This is a genomic window from Streptomyces sp. NPDC048211 (assembly GCF_043202315.1).
In the GTDB taxonomy this organism is placed as follows: Bacteria; Actinomycetota; Actinomycetes; order Streptomycetales; family Streptomycetaceae; genus Streptomyces.
Genome location: NZ_JBIDAD010000011.1, coordinates 17790 through 33383, shown reverse-complemented (window position 1 = coordinate 33383; position 15594 = coordinate 17790). Strand labels below are relative to the sequence as shown.

The 15594-nt window shown below is 68.3% G+C and carries 11 protein-coding genes; 8 read left to right on the top strand and 3 right to left on the bottom strand.

Features of this window, described 5'->3' with window-relative positions:
* Nucleotides 1-82 precede the first annotated feature (82 nt).
* Entirely contained in the window at nt 83-922 is an 840-nt protein-coding gene (locus ACGFZA_RS32365; RefSeq protein WP_385277201.1) for an HAD family hydrolase, read from the top strand.
* Between the two features lie 651 nt (nt 923-1573).
* On the opposite strand, the gene ACGFZA_RS32360 is transcribed toward ACGFZA_RS32365, so the two are convergent.
* The gene (locus ACGFZA_RS32360) at nt 1574-2398 is read right to left on the bottom strand and encodes an oxidoreductase (RefSeq protein ID WP_385277199.1); all 825 of its coding nucleotides are present in this window, start codon (nt 2396-2398) and stop codon (nt 1574-1576) included.
* 102 nt (nt 2399-2500) lie between these two features.
* Here ACGFZA_RS32360 and ACGFZA_RS32355 point away from each other — a divergent pair, with 102 nt between their 5' ends.
* Complete coding sequence (locus ACGFZA_RS32355) at nt 2501-3496, top strand: ATP-binding protein (protein ID WP_385277197.1); 996 nt, start codon at nt 2501-2503, stop codon at nt 3494-3496.
* A gap of 390 nt (nt 3497-3886) precedes the next feature.
* Here the strand turns inward: ACGFZA_RS32355 and ACGFZA_RS32350 are convergent, their stop codons facing one another.
* Nucleotides 3887-5224, bottom strand: a complete 1338-nt coding sequence (locus ACGFZA_RS32350; RefSeq protein ID WP_393683815.1) for a hypothetical protein — start codon at nt 5222-5224, stop codon at nt 3887-3889.
* 284 nt (nt 5225-5508) lie between these two features.
* Here ACGFZA_RS32350 and ACGFZA_RS32345 point away from each other — a divergent pair, with 284 nt between their 5' ends.
* From ACGFZA_RS32345 to ACGFZA_RS32320, 6 genes are all read left to right on the top strand, one after another.
* Entirely contained in the window at nt 5509-8409 is a 2901-nt protein-coding gene (locus ACGFZA_RS32345) for a bifunctional SulP family inorganic anion transporter/carbonic anhydrase (protein ID WP_393683813.1), read from the top strand.
* Nucleotides 8410-8631: 222 nt separating this feature from the next.
* Nucleotides 8632-10629, top strand: coding sequence for an acetate--CoA ligase (acs, locus tag ACGFZA_RS32340; protein WP_393683811.1), 1998 nt, complete (start codon nt 8632-8634; stop codon nt 10627-10629).
* A 270-nt stretch (nt 10630-10899) separates the two neighbouring features.
* Nucleotides 10900-12306 carry a Na+/H+ antiporter NhaA gene (gene nhaA / locus ACGFZA_RS32335; RefSeq protein ID WP_385277189.1) on the top strand — a complete coding sequence of 469 codons (1407 nt, stop codon included), beginning with the start codon at nt 10900-10902 and terminating at the stop codon, nt 12304-12306.
* Nucleotides 12307-12345: 39 nt separating this feature from the next.
* Nucleotides 12346-12876 carry a phage holin family protein gene (locus tag ACGFZA_RS32330; RefSeq protein WP_385277187.1) on the top strand — a complete coding sequence of 177 codons (531 nt, stop codon included), beginning with the start codon at nt 12346-12348 and terminating at the stop codon, nt 12874-12876.
* Nucleotides 12873-13913 carry an alpha/beta fold hydrolase gene (locus tag ACGFZA_RS32325; protein ID WP_385277185.1) on the top strand — a complete coding sequence of 347 codons (1041 nt, stop codon included), beginning with the start codon at nt 12873-12875 and terminating at the stop codon, nt 13911-13913. Before ACGFZA_RS32330 ends, ACGFZA_RS32325 begins: the two co-directional genes overlap by 4 nt.
* A gap of 105 nt (nt 13914-14018) precedes the next feature.
* Nucleotides 14019-14222 (top strand): hypothetical protein, encoded by a 204-nt coding sequence (locus ACGFZA_RS32320; protein WP_385277183.1) that lies wholly within the window; start codon nt 14019-14021, stop codon nt 14220-14222.
* Nucleotides 14223-14365: 143 nt separating this feature from the next.
* On the opposite strand, the gene ACGFZA_RS32315 is transcribed toward ACGFZA_RS32320, so the two are convergent.
* Complete coding sequence (locus ACGFZA_RS32315; RefSeq protein WP_385277181.1) at nt 14366-15571, bottom strand: MarP family serine protease; 1206 nt, start codon at nt 15569-15571, stop codon at nt 14366-14368.
* Between the last annotated feature and the right edge of the window lie 23 nt (nt 15572-15594).

Sequence of the window (15594 nt, the reverse complement as noted above, 5' to 3'; positions counted from 1 at the left end):
CGATCCGTGACTTCCATGGTGTACCCGAGAGCCTTCTCAAGCAAACCCACGCGCCGGGGTTTACGCCGAATGGTGGGCCCCTATGCTCTGCCTTGTGGAAAACCGCTTCTTGCCGCGCACAGCCGCCTTCTTTGACCTGGACAAGACGGTCATTGCGAAGTCATCGACGCTGACCTTCAGCAAGTCCTTCTACCAAGGCGGACTGATCAACCGCCGCGCCGTACTGCGCACCGCGTACGCACAGTTCGTGTTCCTTGCCGGGGGCGCAGATCACGACCAGATGGAGCGGATGCGTGAATATCTCTCATCGCTCTGCAAGGGCTGGAACGTCCAGCAGGTGAAGGAAATCGTCGCCGAGACCCTGCACGATCTGATCGACCCGATCATCTACGACGAAGCCGCGACCCTCATCGAGGAGCATCACACCGCCGGCCGCGATGTGGTGATCGTGTCGACTTCGGGCGCCGAAGTCGTGGAACCGATCGGTGAGCTACTGGGCGCCGACCGCGTCGTCGCCACCCGAATGGTCGTCGGCGACGACGGATGCTTCACCGGGGAGGTGGAGTACTACGCGTACGGACCCACGAAGGCCGAGGCCATCAGGGCTCTTGCCGTGTCCGAGGGCTACGACCTCACCCGCTGCTACGCATACAGCGATTCAGCCACTGATGTGCCGATGCTGGAATCCGTCGGTCATCCGCACGCGGTCAACCCGGACCGCGCGCTGAGGCGTGAAGCGACCCTTCGGGAATGGCCGATTCTCGTCTTCGACCGCCCGGTCCGACTCAAGCAACGCTTGCCCTCACTCTCGATGCCACCGCGGCCCGCGCTCATGGCCGCTGCAGCGGTGGGCGCTGCGGCACTCACAGCCGGCCTCGTCTGGTACACCGCTCGCCGACGCACCACCACGGCGTCCGCGTAGCCAGCCCTCAGATACCCGGGCTCTGCGCGATGGGTACTGAGTGATGGGTACCGCGTGACGGCTCCGCGCGCGGGGGGGGCGCCGATTCCACCGACCTGCGCGGAGTCCCCCGGCCCACACCGGCACACGGCGCGCCGGGCGCCACCGCGGGACACACGGCACCGGGCGCCACACCCACTGACGCCGACCCCGTCCCGCATCCCCCGCACCCCCTCACCTCCTACCCGCCCCGCGCTTTCCTCTTTGAACCAACTCGTCCGTAATTGAACATAAAAGTAAAGAAGTCTGGTCAGCACTTCCGCTCACCCGGACCCTGGAGTACAAAGGACTCAACGGCCCGCGAGACCAAGGACATCCGAGAGGATGACCTGTAACGCAGAGAAGGCCCCACGGACCGCGCATGAAAGCCGGGCACCCACGCGACGTCGACCCGTCGATTACGGGCCAGCCGCACCAGGAACGGACAAAGCATCCGACCTGATGGGCATATATCGAGGACGCTTGGTAACTGGGCGGACATGCCAGCGGCGGTACCGAGGACGGTACCGCCGCAACCCTTTCCACCCGGCGCGAAGGCGGCCCTCACTGGCCGGCAGAGCAGCCGAAGCCGGACAGGTTCCGGCAGGAGGTCATCGCGCGGCGAGTCTCCCGCTACGCCGCACCGCGCTGAAGGGCCTCACATACCGCAGTCGACTCCCTGACGCCCAGCTCCGCCGCCCGGCCGCAGTGCGCGATCCAGGCACCCATGCCGTCCGGCGTCCCCGACAGGTAGCCCTCGAAGGCGGCAACGTAAGCGGCCCGCCCCTGTTCCGCATGTCCGACCTCGGCGGGGCAGATCGACTTCGGGTCGAGACCGCTTCCGATCAGCACGATCCGTTCAGCGGTCCGCGCCACCAGGCCGTTGTACGACCCGAAGGGGCGCAGGGCCAGCAATTCGCCGTGCACGACTGCGGCCGTCACCAGAGCGGGAGCCGCACTCCCCGAAAGAATGAGCCCGCTGAGTCCCTCGAGCCGCCCCGCGACCTCGTCGGCACCCGGCAGGGGCGCCTCGATCAGAGGCTCGTCCACCGGCTCGCCCGCCAGCCGGGGCCGCCCGACCGCATCCTCCGGCGCCGCGCCTCCGGCTGCCACCAGATGAAGTCGCGCGAGGACCCGCAAGGGGGACTGCCGCCAAATGGAGAGCAGTTGACCCGCCTCGGCCGTCAACCGCAGCGCTGCCCCGATCACGTGCGCCTCACCGTCACCGCTGAAGTCGGTCCGACGGCGGACCTCCTCAAGATTCCAGTCGGCGCCGGAGAGTGCCGCCGACCCCCGAGCGCCCCTCAGTGCGGCCTCGGCGGTCACCTCATTACTGCGGCGCCGCATGACACGGTGCCCGTAGACCCGGTCGACAGCCTTGCGTACGGAGTCCACCGCATCGGGCACACCTGGCAGTGCACCCAGGGCGGCGAGCGGGTCCGAGGAAGTCGTACTCATAAGTAGCGAGGCTACGCGCCCCGTGCGCACCTGCCCGTCCGGAGTGGCATTCTTCACGAACCATGGCAGCGGAAAGCAATCATGCGACTACCCTAGGTGAACATGAAGATCGCTTTCGTAGGGAAGGGCGGCAGCGGCAAGACCACGCTGTCCTCGCTCTTCATCCGCCACCTTGCCGCCAATGAAGCTCACGTCGTCGCGGTGGACGCCGACATCAACCAGCATCTCGGGGCCGCGCTCGGCCTCGACGAGAAGGACGCGGCGTCCCTGCCCGCCATGGGGGCGCAGCTGCCACTGATCAAGGAGTATCTGCGGGGCAGCAATCCGCGCATCACGTCGGCCGAGACGATGATCAAGACGACGCCGCCGGGCGAGGGTTCTCGGCTGCTGCGGGTATGCGAGGACAACCCCGTCTACGACGCCTGCGCCCGCACGGTCGAGCTCGATGACGGGGACATCCGGCTGATGGTCACGGGACCGTTCACCGAGTCGGACCTGGGGGTGGCCTGCTATCACTCCAAGGTCGGCGCGGTCGAGCTCTGTCTCAACCACCTCGTCGACGGCCCCGAGGAGTACGTCGTGGTCGACATGACCGCCGGTTCGGACTCCTTCGCCTCCGGCATGTTCACCCGTTTCGACATGACGTTCCTGGTCGCCGAACCGACCCGCAAGGGCGTCTCGGTCTACCGCCAGTACAAGGAGTACGCCCAGGACTTCGGCGTCGCACTGAAGGTTGTCGGCAACAAGGTGCAGGGGGAGGACGACCTTGAGTTCCTGCGCTCCGAGGTCGGCGACGACCTGCTGGTCACCATCGGGCACTCCGACTGGGTGCGGGCCATGGAGAAGGGACGCCCTGCCCGCTTCGAGCTGCTGGAGGCGGACAACCGGATGGCGCTCCAGTTCCTTCAGAACGCCGCGGAGGACTCGTACGGACAGCGGGACTGGGAGCGCTACACGCGGCAGATGGTCCACTTCCATCTGAAGAACGCGGAGAGTTGGGGCAACGAGAAGACGGGGGCCGACCTGGCCGCCCAGGTCGACCCTGCCTTCGTACTCGACGAGCGGTACGCGCAGGCCGAGGCCGCCCAGCCCGCCTGAGCGGCTACAGCCAGGGCATGCCCTGTCTCGATCTACCGGACAGGACAGGCCCTGGCCGTTGCCCGCTCGGGGACCAGCCGAGACGCATCGTCCCGGCGACCAGCCATCGGCGCCACAGCCTCCCGGCCTCGGGCACGGTGACCTCCCAACCGCTGGCGCCGCAGTCTCCCGACCTTTGGCGCCGCGGCCTCCAGACCGCCGGCGCCATGGCTACCCGACCGCCGATGCCATGGCTTCTCCTCGGCAGACAGCCGGCCCGCCCACCATCGACGCAACGGACGGCCCAGCTCGCCGGCCAACCGACGTAACGGATGGCATAGCGGTGGGCCCACCAGCCGACGCAACGGCTTATGCGGTGGGGGCGCCCCCACCCCCGGTGTCGCAGTCGCCCTAGTGGTCGGCCTCGTGACCCGTAGATCCGGCGGGCGCTTTCGCCTCGGCCTGCCCCTGGCGTTGGGCCTCACCCTCACCCTTGCGGGGACTCGCACCCCCGCCGAGGAACGACACCCAGCTGGTTGTCGGTGCCTTGCCGACCTTCAGTGTGCCGAGCTTGGCGAGCGTGGCCGGATCCTGTGCGTCCAGCCAGTCAGCAAGCTGCTTGAACGACACACAGCGCACGCCTTCCTTGGTGCACACCGTCTCGATCGTCTCCTCGATGGCGCGCATGTACGTGCCACCGTTCCAGGACTCGAAGTGGTTGCCGATGATCAGGGGGGCACGGTTGCCGTCGTATGCGCGGTCGAAGGCCTGGATCAGGCCGTCCCGCATCTGATCGCCCCAGTACTCGTGCTGGTCCGGATCGCCCTGCGTCGTACCGGACTGGTTGAACATGAAGTTGTAGTCCATCGACAGAGTCTCGAACTCGCGCCCCGGCACTGGAACGAGCTGCATCGAGAGGTCCCAGATGCCGTCCTTCTTCTTCGGCCAGACCTGGTCGTTGACTCCGCTGGAGTCGTAGCGGAAGCCCATCGAACGGGCCGCCGCAACCATGTTCTTCTGCCCTTCCAGGCAGGGCGTCCGGCCGCCGATCAGTTCCTTGTCGTAGTCGAAGGGCAGCGACTTGTCGTCCTTGAGATCCGGATCGTTACTCTTCCAGCCCTTCACGAACGACTTGGCCTGGTTGATCTCGCTCTTCCACTCGTCGACGGACCAGGTACCTACACCGCCGTCCTTGCCGCAGAAGTGGCCGTTGAAGTGGGTACCGATCTCATTGCCGTCCAGCCAGGCACCACGGACCTGGGCAAGGGTGTCGCGGATGCCCTCGGTGTCGTTGAAGCCGATATCGGAACTGCCCGCGTTGTGCTTCGGCGGGTCATAGAGCTTGCGCTTCGCCTCAGGCAGGAGGTACACGCCGCTGAGGAAGTACGTCATGTTCGCGTGGTACTTCTTGCCCACCTCGCGGAAGTGGGAGAAGAGCCGCTGGCTGTCCTCTCCTGCCCCGTCCCAGGAGAAGACCACGAACTGCGGAGGCTTCTGACCAGGCGCCAGGCGATGCACAGCCGGCTGTTTCGGCTGGGCACCCGTGAAGGCGGTCGAGCCGTCCCCGATGAGCCGGAACACGCTCTTGGGCGCCGCTTCGGCCGCCTTCTTCTTCGCTCCTGCGGCACCGTTCGCGGCACCGGGACCCGAACCGCCCGGGCCGGAACCCGCCCCGGTACAGCCAGCCACTCCCGCGACCAGCGCGACAGCGATGACGCCCCGGACGAACCACTTCGTGGCGGCCATCATCCGCCCACCCTCTTCCTCGCAGGTAACTTGCGCCGAAGCGCCGACACGGCGCGGTCAAAGTCGCACGCACTGCACACAAATTCGGGCGACAGGCCGGATGAAAAGCTGCCTATTCACTGGAACGGGTGCTTGAATGGCCCATTTGCCCTTAATCCTGGACATGCATCTTTACTCTCCATTACGATCTGTTTACCGAGAGTTGAGATATCCCGCCGCTGCACGCCGTGACCCACGGCCGCGTCCCCACGTTCCGCGACCGCGCTGCCCCGGAGGAGACGGGAAACATGTCTGCTTGCGTCCCCACTCGTCATGACCACTCATCCCGCAGTTCGCGCCCTCCCCGATCCTCGGGAGTCAAGCGACCTCACAGCCCGCCACCGCCGCACCGCGGCGGACGATTCCGCATCGCGGGCGCCGACCTGTCCGCATCGATCACCGTCTTCCTGCTTGCCGTCCCCATGTCACTCGGCCTTGCCGTCGCCATGGACGCCCCGCTGGAAGCAGGCCTCATCTCCGCCGCAGTCGGCGGCATCGTCGCCGGACTGCTCGGCGGCACCCCTTTGCAGGTCTCCGGCCCGTCCGCCGGACTGACCGTGGTGACAGCCGAGTTGATTCAGATCTACGGCTGGCGCACCACCTGTGCGATCACCATCGGAGCAGGCCTGCTGCAGATCGTGCTGGGCTCACTACGGGCGGCGCGCAGCGCGCTGGCCGTCAGTCCCGCCATCGTCCACGGCACGCTCGCCGGCATCGGTGTGGCGATCGCACTCGCTCAACTGCACATCGTGCTCGGCGGTACGCCACAGAGCTCGGCCGTCTCCAACGCATTGCATCTTCCGGCCCAGTTGGAGCGCGTGGGACCGGCGGCACCGTTGATCGGCGGGCTCACCGTCACGATCCTGGTGCTGTGGCCCCGCATTCCGGGACGCGCCGGACAGATCATGCGGCGAGTGCCCGCAGCCCTGGCCTCGGTGGCCGTGGCAACCGCCGTGGCCGCGCTCGCAGCACCCTCGATCGCGCGGGTCGACCTGCCCTCCTGGCGCTCGCACGCCCTGCCTGAGATGCCCCAGGGACCTGCGCTCGGCCTGGCCACGGCCGTATTCACGATGATGCTCGTGGCCAGTCTGGAATCTCTGCTCGCTGCCGTCGCGGTGGACAAACTGACTGCCGACCGGAACCGTGAGCGGTCGACCCGGTCGGCCGCCGAGCCGGGCGGCGGCCACCCCGGCGGACGCACCGCCGATGCGACCGAGTCGGGCTTCTCCCCGGCCACACTCCCGACCAAACGCTCCGACCTCGACCGGGAGCTACGGGCACAGGGCATCGCCAACACCGTGTCCGGCCTCCTCGGCGGGCTGGCGGTGTCCGGCGGCGCGGTGCGGAGCTCGGCGAACGTACGGGCCGGAGCGACCGGACGCGCCTCCACCGTCCTGCACGGCATCTGGGTCCTGCTCGCCACCGGCCTGCTGGTCACCGCGCTGGAGTGGATCCCGCTGGCCGCCCTCGGCGCGCTCGTCATGGTGGTGGGCGTCCAGATGGTGAACTTCGCCCACATCCGCAACGTTCACAAGCACCGCGAATTCCTGGTGTACGGCGCGACGATCACCGGCGTGCTGCTCTTCGGAGTACTCAAGGGTGTAGCGATCGGAATCGCTGTGGCGGTGGCCGTCGCCCTGCACCGGCTGGCCCGTACCCGGATCACCGTTTCCGAGCACAACGGAAAGCATCTGGTCGTCGTACGAGGGCAGTTGACGTTCCTCGCCGTGCCTCGCCTGAGTAGAGCGCTGGGCCAGCTGCCGCAGGACGCCGACGCAGTAGTCGAGTTGGACGGATTCTTCATGGATCACGCGGCATACGAGCTGATCCATGACTGGAGCAATGCCCATGCCGCCCACGGCGGCCGGGTCGCGTTCACGGGCAGGTCCGGAGGCAGGATCGCCGAACCCGCCTCCGCCGCGCACTCCTGCTGCCGCCCCTGGACTCCCTGGCGAAACCACCACTGCCACGACCGGCCGGAGCACGTGCCCATCGCCGGCGCGGGAGCGAATGCACAAGTGAATGCAGATGCGAACAGCAGCGCGGGAACGATCACACCTGTGGATGGCCGAAAGGAAACGCACGCAGCGGCGCCGGTGACTGATGACGCTGCGGGTGCGGGTGCGGGTGCGACGATCGACGGCATTCCCGTCCACGCTACTACCGGGTCCGGGCCCGGCTCCGGCGCTGTCACCGGCGCCGGGGGACCGACTCCCACGCTCACGCGTACGCATCCGTACGCAGAGGACTCGGACGGCGGGGCGAGGTCAGGATCCTTCCTCGACCCCGCAGCACTCGGTCCCACCGAGGAACACCCGCCCGGGAGCGCACCGGATCACGCGCCCGATCGCGCACTGGATCGGGCAGGCGATTTCGAGCCAGACCACATGCCGGCCCGGCCACGCCCGACCGGCAGTCAACGGCTGGTCAGCGGCCTCAGCTCGTTCCAGCGCAATACGGCTCCACTGGTCCGAGAAGAGTTGGCGAGACTCGCCGAGGAGGGGCAGCGTCCCTCGCAGCTGTTCATCACCTGCGCGGATTCCCGGCTGGTCACGAGCATGATCACGGCGAGCGGTCCCGGTGACCTGTTCACGGTCCGCAACATCGGAAATCTGGTGCCACCGCCTGACTCCGAGGCCGGCGACCATTCGGTCGGTGCGGCCATCGAGTACGCGGTGGATGTGCTGGGGGTCGAGTCCATCACCATCTGCGGGCACTCCGGCTGCGGGGCGATGAACGCGTTGCTGGGCAGCAGGCCGGACGGCCCGGAAACCGCTCTCTGGCGCTGGCTCCGGCACGGCCTCCCCAGCCTGGAGCGCATGTCCTCGCGCACCCGTGCCTGGGCCCGGATCTCCGGCCGCCTGCCTGCCGATGCGGTGGAGCAGCTCTGCCTCACCAATGTCGTTCAGCAGCTCGACCACCTGCGGGCCCATACGTCGGTGTCACGGCGCCTTGCCGAAGGCACCCTTCAGCTCCATGGCATGTATTTCCACGTGGCCGAGGCGCAGTCGTATCTGCTGACCGAGGGCGCGAATGCCGGCAGCGGGCTCGACGAGGTGTTCGACCCGATCAGCCCTTCCCATCCGTCCTCTTCGACCGACCCGGTCAATCCATCCCATCCGGCCGAGCTGGCGCGTACCGGCGCCTGAACCACATCTCTCCCGGGCACGTGTGACCTTGTGGCCCCGCTTCCGCACCACCTGCACCACCTGCACCACCTGCACCACCTACACACCGCACCACCTTCGCTGCACCACCTCATCACCGCATCACCCCGCCGCGGAAGCGGGATCGTGCCTCCATACACGAAGACACAGGTCTAAACCAATTCCCGGCAGGCACTTGTCACCCGGCCCCCGGCCTGATGAGCTATGCCCCGGGACACAACGGACACCCTGGGAATGGGAGATGTCGTGAGCAACGAAAGCTTGGCCAATCTGCTCAAAGAGGAGCGGCGGTTCGCACCGCCTGCCGATCTGGCCGCGAACGCCAACGTCACAGCGGAGGCGTACGAGCAGGCCGAGGCGGACCGGCTGGGCTTCTGGGCCGAGCAGGCCCACCGCCTGACCTGGGCCACGGAGCCGACCGAGACGCTCGACTGGAGCAACCCGCCCTTCGCGAAGTGGTTCGCGGACGGCGAGCTCAACGTCGCGTACAACTGCGTGGACCGTCACGTCGAGGCGGGCAACGGCGACCGGGTCGCCATCCACTTCGAGGGCGAGCCCGGCGACAGCCGCGCCATCACCTACGCCGAACTCAAGGACGAGGTCTCACGCGCCGCGAACGCGCTGACCGAGCTCGGTGTCGGCAAGGGCGACCGCGTCGCCGTCTACCTCCCGATGATCCCCGAGGCCGCCGTCGCGATGCTGGCCTGCGCCCGCATCGGTGCAGCGCACTCGGTCGTCTTCGGCGGCTTCTCCGCCGACGCGATCGCCGCGCGCATCCAGGACGCGGACGCGAAGGTCGTCATCACCTCCGACGGCGGCTACCGCCGCGGCAAGCCCTCCGCGCTCAAGCCCGCCGTCGACGACGCCGTCTCCCGCATCGAGAGCGTCGAGCACGTCCTCGTCGTCCGCCGCACCGGCCAGGACACCGCGTGGACCGAGGGACGCGACGTCTGGTGGCACGAGATCACCGCACGCCAGTCCACCGAGCACACCCCCGAAGCGTTCGAGGCCGAACAGCCCCTGTTCATCCTCTACACCTCGGGCACCACCGGGAAGCCCAAGGGCATCCTGCACACCTCCGGCGGCTACCTCACCCAGGCCGCGTACACCCACCACGCGGTCTTCGACCTGAAGCCGGAGACCGATGTCTACTGGTGCACCGCGGACATCGGCTGGGTGACCGGACACTCCTACATCGTCTACGGCCCGCTGGCCAACGGCGCGACGCAGGTCATGTACGAGGGCACGCCCGACACCCCGCACCAGGGGCGCTTCTGGGAGATCGTCCAGAAGTACGGCGTCACGATCCTCTACACCGCACCGACCGCGATCCGCACGTTCATGAAGTGGGGTGACGACATCCCCGCCAAGTTCGACCTGAGCAGCCTCCGGGTCCTGGGTTCGGTCGGTGAGCCGATCAACCCCGAGGCATGGATGTGGTACCGCAAGCACATCGGCGCCGACACGTGCCCCATCGTGGACACCTGGTGGCAGACCGAGACCGGCGCGATGATGATCTCGCCGCTGCCCGGCGTCACCGAGACCAAGCCCGGCAGCGCCCAGCGCGCCCTGCCCGGCATCAGCGCCACCGTCGTCGACGACGAAGCACGCGAGGTCCCCGACGGCGGAGGCGGCTACCTCGTCCTCACCAAGCCGTGGCCCTCCATGCTCCGCACCATCTGGCGCGACGACCAGCGCTTCCTCGACACCTACTGGTCCCGCTTCGAAGGCAAGTACTTCGCGGGCGACGGCGCCAAGAAGGACGAGGACGGCGACATCTGGCTCCTGGGCCGCGTCGACGACGTCATGCTCGTCTCCGGGCACAACATCTCGACCACCGAAGTCGAATCCGCACTCGTCTCGCACCCGGCCGTCGCCGAAGCCGCCGTCGTCGGCGCCGCCGACGAGACCACCGGCCAGGCCATCGTCGCCTTCGTGATCCTGCGCGGCACCGCCACCGCCTCCGACGACCTCGTCGCCGAACTCCGCAACCACGTCGGCACCACACTCGGCCCCATCGCCAAGCCCAAGCGCATCATGCCGGTCGCCGAACTCCCCAAGACCCGCTCCGGCAAGATCATGCGACGCCTCCTGCGCGACGTCGCCGAAAACCGCGCCCTGGGCGACGTCACCACACTCACCGACTCATCCGTCATGGACCTCATCCAGACCCAACTGCCCCAGTCCCCCTCCGAGGACTGAGGCTCCGAGAACCCTGAGGCTCCGGGGCCAGGCCCCGAGGGCCCCAGAGGCCTCGGAGACAGCGCACGCCCCGAAGGGCATCCGGCAACGCGCCGGATGCCCTTCGGGCATTTAGGGTGATCATCACCGGTCACAGCCCCGCACACCCCGGGTACAGTGGCAGCTGATCAATAAAACGATAAGAAATCTCCACAGGGTGTGCCGGGAAGTCTGGTCGGCAAGTGCATCAGCCATGCCATCGCTGCCGTACCGACCCGGAGGTCTCCCCCCGTGGCCACGCCCACCCCCGCACCCCCTTCCCCCCGTCGCACCTTCCTGGGACGCCTACCGCTCCCCGAGCGCAACTACCTCGCCGAAGCCCTGCGTACGGAGACCGTCGGCGGAGTCATCCTGCTGGTCGCCGCCGTGGGCGCACTCATCTGGGCGAACACCTTCGGATCGAGCTACTCGTCGGTCAGTCACTTCCACTTCGGACCCGGTTCGCTCGGCCTCCATCTCTCCGTGGCGCACTGGGCGGCCGACGGACTGCTCGCGGTCTTCTTCTTCGTGGCGGGGGTCGAGCTCAAGCGCGAACTCGTCGCGGGTGAGCTGCGCGACCCGAAAGCGGCAGCGCTCCCGGTCATCGCCGCGCTGTGCGGCATGGCCGTACCGGCCATCGTCTACACGCTGGTGAACGTGACCGGCAACGGTTCCACGGACGGCTGGGCCGTCCCCACAGCGACCGACATCGCCTTCGCGCTCGCCGTCCTCGCCGTCATCGGCACCTCACTGCCGTCCGCGCTCCGCGCGTTCCTGCTGACCCTCGCCGTCGTCGACGACCTCTTCGCGATCCTGATCATCGCGGTGTTCTTCACCGAGAACATCGACTTCGTCGCGCTCATCGGCGCCTTCGTCGGCCTGGCGGTCTTCTATCTGCTGCTGCGCCTGAACGTGCGCGGCTGGTACGTCTACGTACCGCTCGCCCTGGTCATCTGGGGGCTGATGTACAACAGCGGCATCCACGCCACCATCGCCGGTGTCGCCATGGGGCTGATGCTGCGCTGCACCCGGCGCGAGGGCGAGGAGCAGTCCCCCGGCGAACGCATCGAGCACCTGGTCCGCCCGCTGTCCGCCGGCTTCGCCGTACCGCTCTTCGCGCTCTTCTCCGCCGGAGTCTCCCTCTCCGGCGGGGCGCTGGCCGGTGTGTTCACCCGGCCCGAAACGCTCGGTGTCGTCCTGGGACTCGTCGTCGGCAAGACGATCGGCATCTTCGGCGGGACGTGGCTCGCCACCCGTTTCACCAAGGCGGAGCTGAACAAGGACCTGGCCTGGGCCGATGTCTTCGCGGTCGCCTCACTCGCCGGCATCGGCTTCACCGTCTCGCTGCTGATCGGGGAGCTCGCCTTCGTCGGCGACGACGACATGATCAACGAGATCAAGGCGTCGGTTCTCATCGGTTCCCTGATTGCCGCCGTACTCTCCGGTGTACTGCTCAAACTGCGGGTACGCAGATACCGGGAGCTGTTCGACGCCGAGGAACTCGACGAGGACGCGTCCGGGGTTCCGGACGTCTACGAGCAGGACGATCCGGAGTACCACCTGCGGATGGCCGCGCTCTACGAGAAGAAGGCGGCCGAGCACCGCCGCCTTGCCGAACTGGCGGGGGCAGCGAGCAGCAAGCCGGACAGTCCGGCATGATCTGACATCGGATGTGTTGAACAGGAGAGGGAGTCAGGGATGAGCGACCCCGGCAATTACGCGGGCAGCGCCGACCGTAGTCTCGGCCAGCTGGTCGCCTCGGCGACGGCCGAACTGTCGGCGCTGGTACACGACGAGATTGCCCTGGCCAAGGCCGAGGTGCGGCAGGACGTCAAGCGCGGCGTCATCGGCAGCGTGGCATTCATCGTCACGGGCGTGCTGATTCTGTTCGCGATCCCGGTGCTGAGCTTCGCGGCCGCGTACGGCATCCACAACCTGGGACTGGGGCTCGCCTGGTCGTTCCTGATCGTGGGCGGTGCGTTCATCCTGCTGGGGATCCTGCTCGCCCTGTTCGGCTACGCCAAGTTCAAGAAGGTCAAGCCGCCGGAGAAGTCCATCGCGTCGGCCAAGCAGACGGCCGCTGTCCTGCAGGGCGTCAAGCCGCACCCGCGGGCGAGCGTCGGCGCCGATGCCATCCTCCCGGCGGGCGGCAGCACACGTGCGGACAAGGCCATCGAGAACCGTCCGGTCCAGGACAAGGCGTCGGCTGTGGCACGCTCATCCACATGACGGTCCCCGATTCCAGCGCATTCCGCCCTGTGAGCCCGGAAGACCGGGCAGGCCACGACAGGCCGGCCGGTCCGGCGGGCCCCGCCCCCACTCCGCCCGCCCCGGGCCCCGCTGCGGCGGCCGGCGGCCCCGTCCGCCTCGACGGCCCCTGGACCCACCGGGACGTCGCGGCCAACGGTGCCCGCTTCCACATCGCCGAAATGGGGGAAGGGCCCCTGGTCCTCCTCCTGCACGGGTTTCCGCAGTTCTGGTGGACCTGGCGCCATCAGCTCCCGGCGCTCGCCGACGCGGGCTTCCGCGCCGTGGCGATGGACCTGCGCGGGGTGGGCGGCAGTGACCGGACGCCGCGCGGTTACGACCCCGCCAACCTGGCGCTCGACATCACCGGCGTCATCCGCTCGCTCGGCGAGCCGGACGCCGCGCTGGTCGGCCACGACATGGGCGGCTACCTGGCCTGGACGGCCGCGGTGATGCGTCCGAAGCTGGTGCGCCGGCTGGTGGTCTCCTCGATGCCGCATCCGCGCCGGTGGCGCTCCTCGATGCTCTCCGACTTCGCCCAGTCGCGCGCGGGCTCGTACATCTGGGGTTTCCAGCGGCCCTGGGTGCCGGAGCGTCAGCTCGTCGCGGACGACGCGGCGTTGGTCGGGCGGCTGATCCACGAGTGGGCCGGTCCGGGCACGGCGGAGTTCCCCGACGACGCGGCGCTGGACGTCTACCGACGCGCCATGTCCATCCCGTCGACCGCGCACTGCTCGATCGAGCCGTACCGCTGGATGGTGCGTTCGCTGGCGCGGCCCGACGGCATCCAGTTCAACCGGCGCATGAAGCGGCCGGTGCGGGTGCCCACGCTGCATCTGCACGGTTCACTCGATCCGGCGGTCCGTACCCGGAGCTCGGCGGGGTCCGGCGAATACGTCGAGGCACCGTACCGGTGGCGACTTTTCGACGGTCTGGGGCACTTCCCCCACGAGGAGGATCCGGCCGGATTCTCGGCCGAACTCATCAGCTGGCTCAAGGATTCCGAGCCCGATCGCTAGCCGACACGCACACATGTCCGACGAACAGCCACTTGCCTGCCGCATAGGCCAATTGGCTGGCGGATGGGCGGTTACCGACCATGCGTCACGGGCAGACGTCCGAGTATGGGCTGGACGCACGACTTCGGTGACGCAGCACGCAATCGTCGCTCGACCGCCACGGCGGCTCCGGGCACTCATGAGGGGGGCGGCCTCCAGGGCCGGGTGCACGCTATGCATGTTCTGCATGATCCCCGGCTCGGCATTCCGCGCATCCTCCGCCGCCGGGCCCGCTGGGTCTCGGCGCGGCTGCGCCATCCGCGCGACTGACGTACGGCCGCACCGCTCCCGCTCCACAGGCTCCGGTACTCCGGCGCCCTCGGGGTTCGCCGGGGGCCGGGGCGGCGGATCCGCCGCTGTCACGAGGGTTCCCAGGGCCGTTCCGGCTCTGATCCCCTCTGGGCCGGTCCGGGCTACAGCGCGCACCCCTGGCTGTCGACCTGCTGGTTGGCCTTACGGCCCTGCGTGATGTCCTGGCGGATCTCGTCGGCCGTGAGGGCGTAACCGGTGTCGGGGTCGTCGAGCGACTTGGCGAACACGACTCCGTAGACCTTGCCGTCGGGCGTCAGCAGCGGACCGCCGGAGTTGCCCTGACGGACCGTCGTGAAGAGCGAGTACACATCGCGACGGACGGTGCCCCGGTGGTAGATGTCGGGCCCGCTCGCGTCGATGCGGGCCCGGACGCGCGCGGAGCGTACGTCGTACGAGCCGTTCTCCGGGAACCCCGCGACGATCGCACTGTTCCCGGTCTCGGCGTCGTGGTCGGTGTCGGTGAACCGCAGCGGTGTCGCGTCGAGGTCCGGCACGTCGAGGACGGCGATGTCGCGCTGCCAGTCGTAGAGGACGACCTTCGCGTCGTACAGCCGTCCCTGGCCGCCGATCTGCACGGTCGGCTCGTCGACGCCGCCGACGACGTGGGCATTGGTCATCACCCGGCGGTCGGAGAAGACGAACCCGGTGCCTTCGAGGACCTTGCCGCAGCTCGGGGCCGTACCGACGACCTTGACGATCGACCGCTTGGCGCGGGCGGCGACCGGGCTGCCGGCCAGGGCCGGGTCCGGGGCCCTGACCTCGGTGATCGGTTCGTTGGCGAACGGGCTGAAGACCTGCGGGAAACCGTTCTGCGCGAGAACCGAGGAGAAGTCCGTGAACCAGGTGGAGGCCTGGGGCGGCATGACCCGGGAGATGCCGAGCAGGACGGAGGAGTTACGGACCTCCTTGCCCAGCGTCGGCAGGGACGTACCGGCCAGCGCGGAGCCGATCAGCCACGCCACCAGCAGCATCGCGACGACGTTCACGAGGGAGCCGCCGGTCGCGTCGAGGGCGCGCGCGGGCGACCACGTGATGTATCTGCGGAGTTTGTTCCCCAGGTGAGTGGTGAATGCCTGGCCCACCGAGGCGCACACGATCACGATCACCACCGCGACGATGGCCGCGGTCGACGAGACCTCCGAGCCGTCCGTCACCTGGTCCCACAGGATGGGCAGCAGATAGACGGCGACGAGACCGCCTCCCAGGAACCCGATCACCGACAGAATGCCGACGACGAACCCCTGGCGGTAGCCGATGACCGCGAACCACACGGCGCCGGCCAGCAGCAGGATGTCCAGCACGTTCACCGTCTATTGCCTCGCAGATTCGT

Excerpts from the sequence above, each read along its gene's own strand:
- ACGFZA_RS32365 (WP_385277201.1), top strand. The coding sequence starts at position 83 with ATGCTCTGCCTTGTGGAAAACCGCTTCTTGCCGCGCACAGCCGCCTTC.
- ACGFZA_RS32360 (WP_385277199.1), bottom strand. The coding sequence starts at position 2,398 with ATGAGTACGACTTCCTCGGACCCGCTCGCCGCCCTGGGTGCACTGCCA.
- ACGFZA_RS32355 (WP_385277197.1), top strand. The coding sequence starts at position 2,501 with ATGAAGATCGCTTTCGTAGGGAAGGGCGGCAGCGGCAAGACCACGCTG.
- ACGFZA_RS32350 (WP_393683815.1), bottom strand. The coding sequence starts at position 5,224 with ATGATGGCCGCCACGAAGTGGTTCGTCCGGGGCGTCATCGCTGTCGCG.
- ACGFZA_RS32345 (WP_393683813.1), top strand. The coding sequence starts at position 5,509 with ATGTCTGCTTGCGTCCCCACTCGTCATGACCACTCATCCCGCAGTTCG.
- acs (WP_393683811.1), top strand. The coding sequence starts at position 8,632 with ATGCCCCGGGACACAACGGACACCCTGGGAATGGGAGATGTCGTGAGC.
- ACGFZA_RS32330 (WP_385277187.1), top strand. The coding sequence starts at position 12,346 with ATGAGCGACCCCGGCAATTACGCGGGCAGCGCCGACCGTAGTCTCGGC.
- ACGFZA_RS32325 (WP_385277185.1), top strand. The coding sequence starts at position 12,873 with ATGACGGTCCCCGATTCCAGCGCATTCCGCCCTGTGAGCCCGGAAGAC.
- ACGFZA_RS32320 (WP_385277183.1), top strand. The coding sequence starts at position 14,019 with ATGGGCTGGACGCACGACTTCGGTGACGCAGCACGCAATCGTCGCTCG.